Source organism: Paenibacillus lentus, assembly GCF_003931855.1.
Lineage (GTDB): Bacteria > Bacillota > Bacilli > Paenibacillales > Paenibacillaceae > Fontibacillus > Fontibacillus lentus.
The window spans coordinates 2,370,863-2,385,783 of the sequence record NZ_CP034248.1 but is presented as its reverse complement, the minus strand read 5'-3'; the positions used below and the strand labels follow the sequence as shown (position 1 = coordinate 2,385,783).

Genomic DNA, 14,921 nt, shown 5'->3' with positions numbered 1-14,921 from the left:
TATAACTTATCTTGTTTTTCTCTTTATTTTCTAGGGCAACATACCGATGATAGAAGTATAAATAACAAGGAGCGTGAGAATGATGCACGAACTAAAAATGGCGGTTACGCTAGAGCAGGAAGTCGTCATAATACTGGAGTCCGGTGATACGATGCGCGGGCTGCCCAAATGGGGGGCAGATCCGAAGAAGGTGCAGCTTCGCACGGTTGAGGGCGCCTTATGGTTTCTGCTGGAGGAAATCGCACATGTTACTCGCATCATTCCCATTGACAAAATAGAAAAGCCTCGCCCGAAACAACAGACGAAGCATCATCGTACTTATCGGATAAAATAATATTTACGGGACTGCTTAGCAGCAAAATGGAAATGGTCAGATGCTATGCTATATTCATACAGTCTAATTGGAATGGCCTTCATATAATATTATGAAAGAAGTTCCTCATTCGAATTCTCACGGCTTGATATATCTAAAAAAACCTGCCCATAAAGGCAGGTTAATCACAAACGGCAAGCTTATTTATTCCTTTTAAGGAGCCAGTGGAGCCAGCTTTAATATAGTTAGCGTCGTATTCGTTAAGTTATGGAGTTGAGCAGGCGTAGCATTGGCATTCACGAGTTGAATCGTTGTCGGGACAGTGGTGACCGTAATAATGACTTCTGCCGAAGTCGGGCCGCCTCCATTACCCGTGAAAGGAGTGGGAGTAACAGGACTTCCATTGACGGTTAAATTGAAGTCTGCATTCCCTTGATTATGCACCGTAAAGTTAATCAAATAAGTTCCCGTCTCATTAATCGTGATTGTACCAGACGGTGCAGTAAACGCAAAGGCCCCGCCGACATTTGCAAGCGTTCCATTAAAGACTACAGCCGTGTTGCCGGGTACCGTATCCGTTCCCGTGCCTGGATCGGATCGGAAAATGCTTAAAAAGTCGCTGATTCCTGCGCCTTCTGGTCCTGCTGGTCCTGCCGGCCCAGTTGCGCCGGCGGGGCCGACTGGGCCTGTTGGTCCTGTTGGTCCGGCGGGACCAGGTTCTCCTGGCAGGCCTCTTTCGCCCTGTGGTCCAGGAATACCTTGTGGGCCGGGTATGCCTTGTGGCCCCGGTATCCCTGGAAGCCCCTGAATACCTGCCGGCCCTGGAGGCCCTTGCACTCCACCAGGACCCTGCGGTCCCTGTGGACCCTCAGGCCCTGGCAAACCTTGCGGGGCGTTGATAACAATCTTACGTTTTACTTTAACGATTTTTTTCGGAAAGCCTTTCTTGAATTTTTTAGCCGGATGAACATACTTTTTTCTCATCTGTCTGTGCATACAGTCACCTCCAAAGTTGATCATCAACAGTTTATTGTGCGGATCAACTAAAGGATTGGACGGCTGTCACGGGTCATCGAAAACGGTTATCGCCTATAATTGCAAACCAACAAAATCATACCAACAAATAGGGTCGAGATTATTTCTCGGCTTTTTATTTGGTGGTTGATAGGATCAAGTGAGGAAAAATCGGCCAAGTACCTAGAAAAAAAGTTAACCCACCAACCTATACGGTTGGTGGGTTAACTAGATACCTTAATTTCAAATATAAAACATGTAATTTTGATCCGCGCCCTGCTCTTCAAAATTAATTAGATTATCCAAAGTCGTCGAGTCCAGCACCTCAGCGATGCCGTCGCGAATGCGCAGCCATAGATCCCGCTTGGCTGGATCATCCTCCTCCGTGAAGTCTACTGGTGAAATTGGCCCTTCCAATACGCGGATAATATCCCCTGCTGTAATCTCTTCGGCCGCCCGCGATAATATATAACCCCCATAAGCACCACGTACGCTCTTCACAAGCCCTGCGTTGCGCAGTGGGGCAATTAATTGCTCTAAATAGTGTTCAGATAGCTGGTTTTTCTCAGCAATGCTCTTCAAGGAAGTAGGCCCTTCACCGAACTTTGCAGCGAGCTCCATCATGATTGTTAAGCCATAGCGTCCTTTTGTGGAAATCTTCAAAGAAGCCACCTCTTTCAATTTTCAAGTAATATTTATATAATTGAACTTTGGATCAATAAGATATAACAGGGAGCTTTGTCCACATCGGTAGGACATGTCATCCGAATATCTCCCTATTCCTATCATTAACCTATGTTTATCGTAACACATCCCCGGTCTTTTTGAAAATAAAACAGGCTGGCTTCCTGCGTAAATTGATTACATTGTTTTGACAATGCTGCATCATCGCTCTAGCGAGCTGCTTATGATAAAATATCGACAGGGAAACCGCCAAAGGAGTGATATAGATGTCTGGATCAAACAGCGAAACAAGAATTGTCGTCGGCATGTCCGGAGGCGTCGATTCCTCGGTAACGGCGCTGTTGCTCAAGCAGCAAGGATATGATGTTATCGGCATTTTCATGAAAAACTGGGATGATACCGATGAGTTTGGCCACTGTACCGCAGAGGATGACGCTGAGGATGTGCGGCGCGTCTGCGAGCAAATCGATATCCCGTACTACACGGTAAATTTCGAGAAGGAATACTATAATAAAGTATTTGCCTATTTTCTCGAAGAATATAAGCGAGGCCGCACCCCGAATCCGGATGTAATGTGCAATCGCGAGATTAAGTTCGGCGAGTTTCTGAACAAAGCGATGGAGTTAGGAGCCGATTATGTCGCCACAGGCCACTATGCACGTGTTGTACAGGAAGACAGCATGTACAAGCTGCTGCGAGGCGTTGACAGTAATAAAGATCAAACTTATTTCCTAAACGCGCTGAATCAGGAGCAGCTGTCCAAAGCGATGTTCCCAATCGGCCATCTGCCGAAACCGGAGGTGCGCCGCATTGCTGAGAAAGCAGGACTCTATACAGCTAAGAAAAAAGACAGCACAGGGGTCTGCTTCATCGGAGAACGTAATTTTCGCGAATTTCTAAGCCAGTACCTGCCTGCCCAATCCGGCGACATGGTCGACATTGCGACCGGGGAAGTCAAAGGACGTCACGACGGCTTGATGTACTACACGCTGGGACAGCGACAAGGTCTCGGCATCGGAGGCTCGGGCAGCGGAGAGCCTTGGTTCGTTGCCGAGAAGGATTTGGAGCATAACATTCTTTATGTAGTGCAAGGTGACAAGCACCCTAGTCTTTATTCGACCGGACTCATCGCTTCGGGCGTAAACTGGATTGCAGGCATGGACAAGCTTCCCGACATACCGTTCAAATGCACGGCTAAGTTCCGTTATCGCCAGCAAGATCAGGGAGTTACTCTAACTCCTAAAGAAGACGGCACAATATATGTCGCTTTCGATCAACCGCAAAAAGCAATCACTCCAGGCCAAGCCGTCGTTTTCTATGACGGCGACGAATGCCTGGGCGGCGGTACAATCGAAGCCCCAAAGAAATTGTCCAGTTCCAAATTAGAAACCGCTGAAAATTGACGCATTATAGATGCAAAACAAAGCCCTCTTCACCCGCCTTTGATAAGGCGAGAGAAGAGGGCTTTCCCATCCTCGGTTATTTACAAATGGCGCACAAGCTCTTCCACAAATTGCTCTAGCTGCTCGCGGTCCAGCTCATCAAACCGGCTGGTCACCGGGCTGTCGATATCCAGCACGCCGAGCAAATCGCCATCCTTGATCAACGGTACGACAATTTCCGAACGGGAAGCGGCATCGCAGGCAATATGGCCTGGAAACTGCTCGACATCATCCACCAGCACAGTAGTGCGCTGCTTGGCCGCTGTCCCGCATACGCCCCTGCCCAGCGGAATACGGATGCAGGCCGGCAATCCTTGAAACGGGCCCAATACGAGCTCGCCGTCTTCATATAAGTAAAAGCCAACCCAATTGATTTGCTCCAGAAATTGATTCAGCAGCGCCGCCGCATTGGCGAGATTGGCTACCCGGTTAGGTTCTCCCTCCAGCAACGTCCGCAGCTGTACCCTAACAGCAGCGTATTGCTCCTCACGAGTTCCGGAATATTTTTCGGATACGAACATGGCACTACCACTCCTTTTAGCTATCGATATATTTAACAAGCCTCTTGTTTGTTTATTGACTTTCATCTGATCAGGCTTTCTTATTGCATGTCCTTGGAGCGGCGGATTTGCTGGTTATGTCGGATTTTGCTCTCGTTCCCCTGCTCCGTCGCCTCGTAGAACTTCCGCTTTGCCAAATTCGGCGGTAAATAATCCTGCTTCACATAGTGCCCCGGGTAATCATGCGGATATTTGTAACCGACATGTCCTAGCTTTTCGGCGCCCTTGTAATGGGTATCCCGCAAATGCAAAGGCACCTCTGCTGATCTCGCATCCTCGATGGCGGTCATCGCTTTGGAGATCGCCGTGGTCACAGCGTTGGATTTCGGGCTCTCTACTGCAAACAAAATCGCCTGAGCGATGTTCAGCTTCGCCTCCGGCCAGCCGTTGTTCCGGTACGCCTCCAACGCGCTTACGGCCTGAACCATCGCCTGGGGATTTGCCAGGCCGATATCCTCGCTGCTGGCAGCAATCAGCCGCCGGATGAACGTCATCGGGTCCATCCCCAGCTTCTCTACCGCGTACAGGAACCAGAACAGCGCAGCATCACTGGAGCCGCGAATACTCTTGTGGAACGCCGACAGCACGTCGTATTGCGTAGATTCATCCGCTTTAACGAGCGGGCGCCGGATCGATTCCTCTGCTACCGCAAGCGTAATGTGGACACATCCATCTTGCCGGGGAGGCGTCGTCATCGCCGCCAGCTCCAGCGCATTCAGCGCCCGGCGGATATCTCCGTTAGCCATCGCCGCAATATGCAGCAGCGCCTCTTCGTCCACTTCAAGATGCATGAAGCCTAATCCTTTTTCCTTATCTGTCAAAGCCCGCTTCATCGCAATGAGCGAGTGCTCTTTCGTCAAGGGCTGCAGCTGGAACAAGGTCGAGCGACTCATCAAAGCCCCGTTCACATAATGGAATGGGTTCTCCGTCGTCGCCCCGATAAAAGTAATTGTTCCCTTCTCCACAGCCGGAAGCAGCGCATCCTGTCGCGAGCTATTGAATCTATGAACCTCATCGAGGAATAGAATTGTTTTGGTTCCATAAAAAGACTTATCATTATGCGCCTTCTCAATCACTTCCCGTACATCCTTCACGGAAGCATCCACAGCATTCAGTCTAACAAACTCTCCTTGCGTATGATTTGAAATAATATGAGCAAGTGTTGTCTTTCCGCAGCCAGGCGGCCCATACAGTAGAATGGAAGAGACCTGATCGGCCTCGATCGCCCGACGCAGCAATTTGCCCGGGCCGACGATATCTTCCTGCCCAATATATTCATCCAGCGTCACCGGCCTCATCCGATCGGCAAGCAGCCTGCCGGCAGGGCTCGAGCTTTGCTGGTAAGAGAACAAATCCATCGAAGTTCACTTCCTTATGACTCATAATCCACTCGAATTCAGTGCTAGCTCATCTATGATATTACTCTAAGAACCTATTGTCCATTTTACCATATTAGGGTACAAAACATTTATAATCATTCTTTCGCTTTCTTCCTAAGGCGTAATATGAGTTAATATAGATGTCGGGCCGACGAATCACTGGAAAGGGGGCTGATGAATGTGATTTCAGTGAGTGAGGTGGTTTCCGCGTAAGCGGAAACCTCAAGCAAGGGGGCTGTATAGCCCCCTTATTTCCGTTGCTGTGACAATATGTTAAGATATAGCCAGCTATTTATAAAATAGCGATAACGACTAAATCATACTATTGCGAAAGGGGGATTACGATCATGCTGACTTATTTCGTTCTTGAACTAGATCGAGCACATCGAAACAAGGAGGAACATGACCGTGAGCTACAAAAATGGGAAGGATGTGCTTCCCCCCCGATTGCTGAAGGAATTGCAGCGCCATATTCAAGGTGAGCTTCTTTACATCCCCAAATTGGAGCAAAGCCGTGCTTCCTGGGGAGAGCTAAGCGGTTCCCGCACATCGATTGCCAATCGGAATGAGGAAATATTTCAGAAGCATCGTTCAGGTCTGTCGGTTAAAGATTTGGCTGAGATGTATTATCTCTCAGAAGAGAGTATCCGCAAAATACTGGCCAAGATGCGCACTGCCCAAAAGGAAACATCAACCTCATGCTAACTACTAAATCTCCATATAACGAAAAATCAGGAGCTGTCCCATTAGATTTTCTAATGAGCAGCTCCTGACGTGTCTTTTCCCTAGGACTCTAGAGTTGATTCATCTCCTTTATGACTTCCAATGGAACTTTTAACTTTCGCGACTCCGTTAGCAGCCCATTCATCTCCTGCTGCACATCTGTAATCTGTGTATAGCAGTAGCCAACAATATAATCCGTATTCTTAATCGCGTGGTGTATCGCTTTTAGTCTTGCGACAAATGATTCTTCCGAGGACTCCTGATGGCCGTAACCCCAACCCGCCTCATTTTTATAGGCAATGCCACCGAATTCACTGACTAGGATGGGCTGCCCGCTATAGGCGTAACCATCTGCAAAAGCATATTTCCTATTATTAAAGGCGATTTCGTTTCCTATAATCTTCTCTTTATCCTTATAACGTTGCAGGAACTCTTCTCCTGACTCTACATAATCATGTAGCGTTATGAGATCCGACACCGTATGCTCCCAGCCATCATTGGATATGACAAGCCGGTAAGGATCATAAGCTTTGGTGAGATGATAGATAGCTTCTGTGAAATGCTGCTGCTTCCTATCCTTGGCAATTTGCATAATCCCCCAGGATTCATTAAATGGAACCCACACAACAATGCACGGATGATTATAAAACTGCCGCACCACTTCCATCCATTCGTTAGTAAATCTCTGAATCGCATTGTCGTTAAACTCAAATGTAGCTGCCATCTCCGACCATACGAGCAAACCCTTCACATCGCACCAATACAGAAAACGGGCATCCTCTACTTTCATATGCTTTCGTACGCCGTTGTAACCCATCTCTAGAATCGCATCGATATCTTGGATGATGGCTTCCTCCGAAGGCGGAGTAAGATGGCTCTCCGGCCAGTAGCCCTGATCCAGAACAAGCCGCTGGTAGATCGGTTCATTGTTAAGCAATACCTGTCCATCTTTCGTTGAAATCTTCCGCATGCCGAAATAGGAATAGACATGATCAATCTTCTCCTGGCCGCGGTACAAAATAAATTCAACATCATACAAATTCGGATGGTCCGGCGTCCAACAGCTCATCTTCCAGGGACCGTTCACTTCATGAATCAGGTCAACCTCCAACTGGAGCCAGGCGCGATCCATCGCCAAGCCGACCTTTTTAACCTGCTCCCCCTGCAAGCTAACGATCGTTTCCAGCCACATATCTCCAGCCGACCAATCGCCGTTCATTTGATATTCGAACCTCACCTTCCAGGCGTCGACGTCCGGGGTTATTTTCACTTGATCGATATACGTAGGCGCTGCGTATTCCAGCCAAACCGATTGCCAGATTCCCGTCGTCTGCACATAGAAGCACTCGAAGCTATTCTGCACCCAACGCTGCTTCCCCCGCGGCTGGGCAGCATCCATACTATCTTCCACCTTAACCGTCAAGCTGTTGGCATCTCCGCAAACGATATAGGAGGTAATATCGAAGGAAAATGCGGAATAGCCTCCTTGGTGCTGTCCAACATACTCCCCATTCACCCAAACCTTGGCGATATAATCAACGGCTTGGAAATGCAGTATGACTCGCTTACCCGTTTTCTCGGCCGGAATATCCAGCGTTCTATGGTACCATACATTAGAATGATGCTCTTCTTCGCCAATCCCGCTAGCTTTGGTTTCATACGTAAAAGGGACAATAATTTGGCGTTCCCCCCCAAACTGCTTTGGCCATCCCAAGCGCTCACCCATGTTTTCATCATCGAATTCGAAGCTCCACTCGCCATTCAAATTAACCCAGTCCGTTCTTATGAATTGCGGTCTTGGATAATCCTTAATATACATCTGTGTTCCCATAGTCACTCATCTACTCCTTCATCCTAGTTCTAACTATACTGTGCCGTCTTAAGCTGTTAATTGAAGCAACCTACCCTTTAACCCCTGTCATCGATACACCCTGGACGATATGCTTTTGCAGAAAAATATAAACAATCATCGTAGGAATAGCAGCGATCGCGCTGGCTGCCATAATCGTATTCACATGCAGTACGTTATTCGATAGGAAGGTCGGCAAGCCTGTAGACAGCACCATGTTTTCTTCCGAATTAATCGCGATATACGGCCAGATGAAATTATTCCAGGACATAATGAAATAGAAAATACCAATTGCAATCATGGCTGAACGCGTTAGAGGCATATAAATCGACCACCATAAGCGGAAATCCCGCCCCCCGTCAATTTGCGCTGCTTCCATATAATCCTTGGGCAGCCCATCCATAAATTGCTTAATCAAAATCAGTCCAAGCGGATTCGTCAGGCTAGGCAAAATAATGCCCCACATATTATCCAGCAAATCCATGCTTAAGACCGTCTCGTATAAAGGAATTAGCATCGCTTCCGTCGGTATCAACAGACCGGACACACATAAAATAAATAAAAACCCTTTGGATTTAAAATTTTTGCGTGAAAAAGCAAATGCCCCTAACGAGCTAATGATCACGGTAATCAACGTCGTTACCGCCCCGATCACGAAGCTATTCCAGGTCCATCTCAAAATTTGCGATTCAATTAGTACCTTGGCATAGTTGCTAATGGTTAAGTCCGAAAAGTCCGTCCACTCTGCAATCGTAATCGCAGATACGCCTTCAGGCTTGAAAGAAACGACAAACATCCAAACTAGAGGAATTACAAATATGACTGCCAATATGACGGTTAAACTATATATCGCTGCTCGCGCCACCTCTATTCACTCTCCATTTACGACTCTTTTCTGTTCACAACCATGTATTGAACCCCGGCAATCAACAGCATAAAAATACAAAACAACGTCGATTGTGCGGCTGCAAGCCCGAACATATCCTTCTTAAATCCCGTCACATAGATATAACGGATGATTGTATTCGTTGTATCCCCGGGTCCGCCATTGGTCATAATCTGAACTTGCCCGAACAGTTTCAAGCCTGCGATGATTTGAAAAAAAATCTGCACCTTCATCACAGATGATAAACCCGGAAGCGTAATGAACCGGAATTTATGTAACGAAGACGCGCCGTCAATATCAGCGGCCTCATAGAGCTCCTGGGATATTTCCTGCAGCCCTGCCAGGAACAATACCATGACAAAGCCGACCGTCCACCACACCGTTGCTATGACAATGGACCACCATGCCGCTTTAGGATTGGTAAGCCAGTGAACTGAAGATAATCCTAGAGCCTCTAGGATCACATTCACAAGTCCATGCTTCGAATCAAACATACGAAGCCAAATAAAGCTAATGACTGAAACGGAAAGTACATATGGCAGAAAGTAGATTGATCGGAACATCGTCTGAAACGGAATCTTCCGGTGAATCAATAGAGCCAGCAATAAACCAAGCGAAATAATGATCGGAACGACTAAAATGACAAAATACAGGCTGTTCCATAAATATTTATAAAAATCGCTGTTCGTCAATATTTTTGTATAATTATTGAAGCCCACATATTTCTCCATTCCCAGAATTGTCCAGGAATGAAGGCTAATATAAGCCCCTCTAAGCAATGGCCAAATATAGAAAACAAGAAGCGGAATTAAAAATGGGGCTAGAAATGCAATGGCTGAAAACTCATTTTTCAATTGCCTTTTCCACCCGCTTGCTGCTTGCTGAGCCTTCACGGTCATCCTCCTCCAACGCGATGCAGAACTGCCAAACCAAGCCTGCTTTCAAGGTTTAAGGAATGAAACCGCATCATCAGACACGGTTTCATCTCATCCACCTTACTCTTAATTTTGAAGAATCTCGTTAATATCCTTCTCCATTCCCTTTACCCCATCTTCCGGCGTCATCGTTTTAAAAATAACGGCCTGAAGCACATCCTTCACCACCGTATCGATCGCATTGTACCGATCCGTCTTAGGCGCGTGTTTTACCGTTTTTTGCGAGGCGACAAACTCTTCCCGATACGGAAGGTTCATGTATTCGTCACTGGCAGTAACCGCCTTTGCTGCTGGAACATGACCCGCTTGCGCCCATATTTTCCCGCCCTCCAGCGTGAAATACTTCATAAATTTCATTGCAGCTACCTGTTTCTCTTCCGTCACATATTCAGGAATAACGAGAGTATGGGAGGCTGCCCAATGCGTCTCACTGCCGAAGATCGGAGGAATCGAGGTGATGCCGACATTCAGACCTTCTTCGCCGAGGTGCCAGCCCGCTTCCCACACACCGCCAAACCAGGTTGCGGATTTCCCGCTATGGAACGTGTCCCAGGGCGTCTTGTCGTTAATATCACTAAGCCCCTGATCGTAGAGATCCAAATAAAATTTCAGCACATCTATGGCTTTCTCATTGTTGATGTCGGCTTGACTTAGATCATCCGTCAAAATACTGCCGCCAGCCTGATAATATAAATTGTAGAAGGGCTCATGAAAGTACGGCGTATTCACACTAAACGGTGTTACCCCTGGAACCTTGCTCTTGATCTCTGTCAAAAACTGCTTGAAGCCTTCCGGAGAAATCTCGCCAAACTGCGGCGTGTCATCCTCATTTAACAGCCCAGCCCCCCCAAGCAAATCTTTATTGTAGTAAAACATATGGAAATGAGTATCGATGGGAACGGCATAGGGATTTCCGTCATAGCTGACGCTTTCCACGTTGCTATCCGTAATTTCGCTGAAATCAAAACCAGATTTCTCCGTCAGCTTATTCAGCGCGCTCAATTGTCCCGCCTTAACAAAAGGCGCAAGCCGGTCAGCATGAGCTACCGCTACATCCGGGCCTTTGCCGGAGGCCAGTGCTGTACCGAACTTGGCATAATACTCGCCCGATTCCAGTCGCAGCGTTTTGACCTTAACCTCTTGCTGGGAGCCATTAAAACCGTCTACAATTTGATCGACAAAATCGCCTTCCCCGCCCCCAAATAGATTCCAAAACGTAATTTCGACCGGCCCACTGGCTTCACTGCCGCCCGCACCGCTATTCGCCTCCGCCGACTTTCCCGAGTTGGCTGGACTATTCCCTTGGCTGGAGCAGCCTGCTGTAATCAGCACAATCGCGAGCATCAAGAGTAACATCGTCGTGAACCTGTTCTTTCTAGCCATGGCGTATCCCCTTTTCTTGTATAAGTTTAGAACAGCTTCTTCGAATCCGCCTGTCATGCAAGCGCATTCATTCTGTTCTTGATCTTCATATTAGAATAAAGCGGCAGTCATTCAAACGGAATAAACCACGCAATCTATCGTAAAAAAATAAGGTTTTCTTTGCGATGAATCTCCATATCCGATCGTAAGGTGCAATATTTCTCTCTATCCGAGTAAAATTTACAGATTCGTCAAAGCCTGCTTACATGGACTTAACCCCATCCCTATATTCGCTTGGTGTTGCGCCTGTCAATTTTTTAAACAGTTTGGAGAAATACTTCGAGTTAGATATGCCGACCAATATGCCGATCTCACTGCTTTTAAGATCTGTATTGCGGAGCAAGGCCTTGGCACGCTCAAGCCGAACTTTGGTAATATAGTCGATGACCCCTTCGCCCATTTCTCGCTTAAACAAATTGGAGAAGTAATTTTTACTAAGATGAACATGCTGACTTAGCACCTGGAGCGACAGATCTTGATCATAGTTCTGCTCGATGTACTGAATGGCCTTCGCAATGCTTCCTTGATCGCTTGAATAGACGGCCCGCATCTTTTGGATCAGTTCTTCATAGATCTCCACGAACCACGCTATAATCTCCTCTAGCATTTCAAGCTGTTTAATCTGGTCGAACAACTCCTTCTTCCGTTCATACATCCATTCTTGATCATGGGACAATTCCAAATACATATTGGTCAAATTCAGCAGCAGTTCAATGGATATTAGATGTACACCTTCATAGTCGAGTCTGGCCTTCACATGCTCAAAGGTATCGACAAGGTACTGCTGCATCGCTTCACGATCCAAAGAATACAAATAATCATTCAGCTTCTTGCTCATCACCGGAACTGGCTTTGCCGCAATGTCAGTTTCATATACAAATTCTTGGCCAATCACGATACCGCATCCGATAAACAGCTTCAGCCGATAGCGATGCTCTGCCTCTAAATAAGCACTCCGGAGGTCAAGCAAGGTATAGAACGGATTGCTTACTCCAAGGGTTGCCGATAATCCTAATTCGTCAGAGATTCGCGAGATGATCCGTAGCGCCAATTCCTCTGCCGCATCAGCAGAAATACCTTTGCATAGTGCAGTCCACAGTCCCGTGCTTCCAGAGATAATTTCGTTATCCTCCGCACCCATGGAGCATATTTCCCTAGTTGCTTCAATCCCCCTGGTATGGAGCATAATGATCTCATCTTCTGAGTGATGGCTTCTCAGCTTCTCCAAATTATCGATCCCGATATAGAGTAGGATCAAGGGGGGCTTGCTAGAAGACAGGCCCGCTGCTAGCAGTTTCTCCTTAGTGACGTGGGCCTCCGAAATCGTGCCGTGTGCCAGCCCCATCAGCAATGCTTCTTTGGTAAACCGATCTTTATTTGATTCTTCGTGTGCCTGCTTATTCGGGGAATGACCAGCAGTCGATTGAGCCTCGTCCAGAACGGCCTTCAGATTCATCATCACCTGCTCCAAATCCTTGGGCATAATATCCGACTTGATCAAGTAATCCGTAATCCCGAGACGTATGGCCTTCTGGGCATACTCAAAATCATCAAGACAAGTCAACAAAATCAATTTGACCTGCCGATCCAATGCCCTGACCTGACTAACAAACTCGATCCCATCCATCACAGGCATTTTGATATCAGATATGACGACATCCGGCGCCAGTTCTTCGAAGGCCATCAGCCCCTCCATGCCGTTGCTTGCTTCGCCAACTACATCAAATCCCATACTCTCCCAATCTATCATTGCTTTAATTCCATACCGGACGAAATGCTCATCGTCAACGATCAATACTTTATACATGTTGTCCCCCCTGACTACTCTAGTATTGGCAGCGTAATGACCACAACGGTTCCCTTTCCGGGCTTGCTGTTTATCGTAAGACCGTACTCTTGACCGCAAATCAGCTTGATTCTTTCCTCTACATTAGAGAGACCCACCCCTAGGAAAAAAGCTCCCTTTGGCAAGTCATCCTCCTCCAGGTTGCCAAAATTAACTTCATCCTCAAACCCGAGGCCATTGTCTATAATTTCGAATAACAGATGCTTTCCCTCCTGCCTGCAGCGAATCGTGATCACAGCTCCCTGTGGCTGATCCGCAAATCCATGCAACACCGCATTTTCTACTATCGGCTGCAGAATAACTTTGGGCGTTCGATACATCTTCACCTTGTCTTCAATCTCATAATTTACTTCAATCGGAGTTGTGGTGCGGAGATTTTGAATTCCCATGTAACATTCAACATGCTCCAGCTCCTCGTGAACAAGGACCGTATCACTTCCTTTTCCGATACTGATATGCAGCAAACGGGATAATAACCGTGCCATCTCCGCCGTATTATTCGCTTTCTGAAATAACGCCGTCCACTTGATCGCGTCCAATGTATTATAGAGAAAATGCGGATTGATTTGCGCCTCCAGGGCTTTTACCTCAGCAATTCTTTTATTGTTCTGCTCCACGTACACCGCTTCCACCAATTCTTCAATTCTCCCCACCATATCATTAAAATGGTATTCTAAGCTGCCGATTTCATCGATTCTGTCCTCGTTCATACGAATCCGTGTCGCTAGATTGCCGAGATGAACCTGCTTCATCGCCTTTACCATCACTTTTAAGGGCTTGGAGACAGATGATGCCATGGCATAAGCCGTAATAATTGAGAACAAAACGCACAATATCATGATCATAGCAATTACTTTTATCACTTGATTCGAATCTTTATATAAACTGGACCGTTCTATAATATGTACAACCTTCCAATCGTTGCTCTTTAGCTGCAGATAGTTCACCATAACCTCTCTCCCTTTATACTTGGCCACGAAACTGCCTTCCTTCACCCCGTCCTGAATAGCTGCCCCCGTGTCATTTTGAAAATAGAGGTTCATCGGCGTCATTAGCATAGATTTGTCCGCATGCGATAAGATCATACCATTCTGATCAATCACGAAGCTTTCTGTAGAAAGCTCACTTTCTGTATTTTTATTCAAAATATCGCTAAGCATCTCTTCCCGGATATCGAGCACAACCACCATGCCCATCTGCCGGCCATCATGAATGTTGAATACTTGTTTAGACAAGGAAAAAACAAGCTCCTCATGGTTATCCGCTGTATCCGAATACTGTCCTAGTCTCGTGGGGAACCAGACATAAGCATTCCGCTCAGCCATTGTCCGCTCATAGAAATCAGCCTGATGAGCTTCAAGGTCCTCCCAGCGGAAAATCCCCTTAATATATTGAGCATCCGTAATAAACGAAATCGATTTGAACTCTGGAGAGACCGCCGTGAAGTAAGCCAGCTTGGTAGTCAGCGTGAGATGTTCCACAATGCTTTCATCACGCTGCTGCAGCTTATCCAGCAAAGACATTACTTCCGTGTTCGTGATGACCTGCATCAGCATATCCTTGTACCCGGAGAAGCGGATATCGATATTTTCCCCTGTCTGTCTAATCAACTGCTTCGAGGAGTCCGTCACTTTCTTGTCAATGGCGTTTTTTGTAATTGAATACGAGACCAGCCCCAAAATAAACAGTGGAATTAATGTCATCGCCATAAGTAGCAAAATCCATTTGTATTTAATGCTCGTTCGCAAATGCCGCCAGCCTTTGCCTAATCTCATCGTCATCATCTCCACCTGCATAGATACGAACAAAGAAAGACCCAGCCGCATGGCAGGATCCTTCTTCCACTATTTCTGAACTGAACTATAGAA

The 14,921-nt window shown here is 46.9% G+C and carries 13 protein-coding genes; 3 read left to right on the top strand and 10 right to left on the bottom strand.

The genetic code is table 11. The annotated features are described in order from the left end of the window. Window positions 1–79 precede the first annotated feature (79 nt). A complete protein-coding gene (locus EIM92_RS10725) occupies window positions 80–334 on the top strand; it encodes a hypothetical protein (protein ID WP_246021315.1) in 255 nt (84 codons plus the stop codon). 192 nt (window positions 335–526) lie between these two features. Here EIM92_RS10725 and EIM92_RS10720 read toward each other — a convergent pair whose 3' ends face one another. Continuing rightward, complete coding sequence (locus EIM92_RS10720; RefSeq protein WP_125082622.1) at window positions 527–1,309, bottom strand: BclA C-terminal domain-containing protein; 783 nt, start codon at window positions 1,307–1,309, stop codon at window positions 527–529. 261 nt (window positions 1,310–1,570) lie between these two features. After that, on the bottom strand, window positions 1,571–1,990 hold the full coding sequence (gene cymR, locus EIM92_RS10715) for a cysteine metabolism transcriptional regulator CymR (protein WP_125082621.1): 420 nt from the start codon (window positions 1,988–1,990) through the stop codon (window positions 1,571–1,573). Window positions 1,991–2,277: 287 nt separating this feature from the next. On the opposite strand from cymR, the gene mnmA reads away from it, so the two are divergent. Then, a complete protein-coding gene (gene mnmA / locus EIM92_RS10710; RefSeq protein ID WP_125082620.1) occupies window positions 2,278–3,414 on the top strand; it encodes a tRNA 2-thiouridine(34) synthase MnmA in 1,137 nt (378 codons plus the stop codon). A gap of 80 nt (window positions 3,415–3,494) precedes the next feature. Here mnmA and EIM92_RS10705 read toward each other — a convergent pair whose 3' ends face one another. After that, window positions 3,495–3,974, bottom strand: coding sequence for a GAF domain-containing protein (locus EIM92_RS10705; RefSeq protein WP_125082619.1), 480 nt, complete (start codon window positions 3,972–3,974; stop codon window positions 3,495–3,497). Between the two features lie 80 nt (window positions 3,975–4,054). Further along, window positions 4,055–5,371, bottom strand: a complete 1,317-nt coding sequence (locus EIM92_RS10700) for a replication-associated recombination protein A (protein ID WP_125082618.1) — start codon at window positions 5,369–5,371, stop codon at window positions 4,055–4,057. Between the two features lie 429 nt (window positions 5,372–5,800). On the opposite strand from EIM92_RS10700, the gene EIM92_RS10695 reads away from it, so the two are divergent. Beyond that, complete coding sequence (locus EIM92_RS10695; RefSeq protein WP_125082617.1) at window positions 5,801–6,097, top strand: CD3324 family protein; 297 nt, start codon at window positions 5,801–5,803, stop codon at window positions 6,095–6,097. An 88-nt stretch (window positions 6,098–6,185) separates the two neighbouring features. Here EIM92_RS10695 and EIM92_RS10690 read toward each other — a convergent pair whose 3' ends face one another. From EIM92_RS10690 to EIM92_RS10665, 6 genes are all read right to left on the bottom strand, one after another. Then, the gene (locus EIM92_RS10690; RefSeq protein WP_125082616.1) at window positions 6,186–7,946 is read right to left on the bottom strand and encodes a glycoside hydrolase family 2 protein; all 1,761 of its coding nucleotides are present in this window, start codon (window positions 7,944–7,946) and stop codon (window positions 6,186–6,188) included. Window positions 7,947–8,016: 70 nt separating this feature from the next. Then, on the bottom strand, window positions 8,017–8,829 hold the full coding sequence (locus EIM92_RS10685; protein WP_246021314.1) for a carbohydrate ABC transporter permease: 813 nt from the start codon (window positions 8,827–8,829) through the stop codon (window positions 8,017–8,019). 17 nt (window positions 8,830–8,846) lie between these two features. Next, a complete protein-coding gene (locus EIM92_RS10680) occupies window positions 8,847–9,743 on the bottom strand; it encodes a carbohydrate ABC transporter permease (protein ID WP_164515073.1) in 897 nt (298 codons plus the stop codon). A 108-nt stretch (window positions 9,744–9,851) separates the two neighbouring features. Further along, entirely contained in the window at window positions 9,852–11,168 is a 1,317-nt protein-coding gene (locus tag EIM92_RS10675) for an ABC transporter substrate-binding protein (RefSeq protein WP_246021313.1), read from the bottom strand. Window positions 11,169–11,409: 241 nt separating this feature from the next. Beyond that, a complete protein-coding gene (locus tag EIM92_RS10670; protein ID WP_125082614.1) occupies window positions 11,410–13,014 on the bottom strand; it encodes a response regulator in 1,605 nt (534 codons plus the stop codon). 14 nt (window positions 13,015–13,028) lie between these two features. Continuing rightward, window positions 13,029–14,879: a cache domain-containing sensor histidine kinase gene (locus EIM92_RS10665; RefSeq protein ID WP_125082613.1), complete on the bottom strand. Its 1,851-nt coding sequence runs from the start codon at window positions 14,877–14,879 to the stop codon at window positions 13,029–13,031. Between the last annotated feature and the right edge of the window lie 42 nt (window positions 14,880–14,921).

What these genes read in the sequence shown, in the direction of transcription:
- EIM92_RS10725 (WP_246021315.1), top strand. Translation starts at nt 80, where the DNA reads ATGATGCACGAACTAAAAATGGCGGTTACGCTAGAGCAGGAAGTCGTC.
- EIM92_RS10720 (WP_125082622.1), bottom strand. Translation starts at nt 1,309, where the DNA reads ATGCACAGACAGATGAGAAAAAAGTATGTTCATCCGGCTAAAAAATTC.
- mnmA (WP_125082620.1), top strand. Translation starts at nt 2,278, where the DNA reads ATGTCTGGATCAAACAGCGAAACAAGAATTGTCGTCGGCATGTCCGGA.
- EIM92_RS10705 (WP_125082619.1), bottom strand. Translation starts at nt 3,974, where the DNA reads ATGTTCGTATCCGAAAAATATTCCGGAACTCGTGAGGAGCAATACGCT.
- EIM92_RS10700 (WP_125082618.1), bottom strand. Translation starts at nt 5,371, where the DNA reads ATGGATTTGTTCTCTTACCAGCAAAGCTCGAGCCCTGCCGGCAGGCTG.
- EIM92_RS10690 (WP_125082616.1), bottom strand. Translation starts at nt 7,946, where the DNA reads ATGGGAACACAGATGTATATTAAGGATTATCCAAGACCGCAATTCATA.
- EIM92_RS10675 (WP_246021313.1), bottom strand. Translation starts at nt 11,168, where the DNA reads ATGGCTAGAAAGAACAGGTTCACGACGATGTTACTCTTGATGCTCGCG.
- EIM92_RS10670 (WP_125082614.1), bottom strand. Translation starts at nt 13,014, where the DNA reads ATGTATAAAGTATTGATCGTTGACGATGAGCATTTCGTCCGGTATGGA.
- EIM92_RS10665 (WP_125082613.1), bottom strand. Translation starts at nt 14,879, where the DNA reads ATGCGGCTGGGTCTTTCTTTGTTCGTATCTATGCAGGTGGAGATGATG.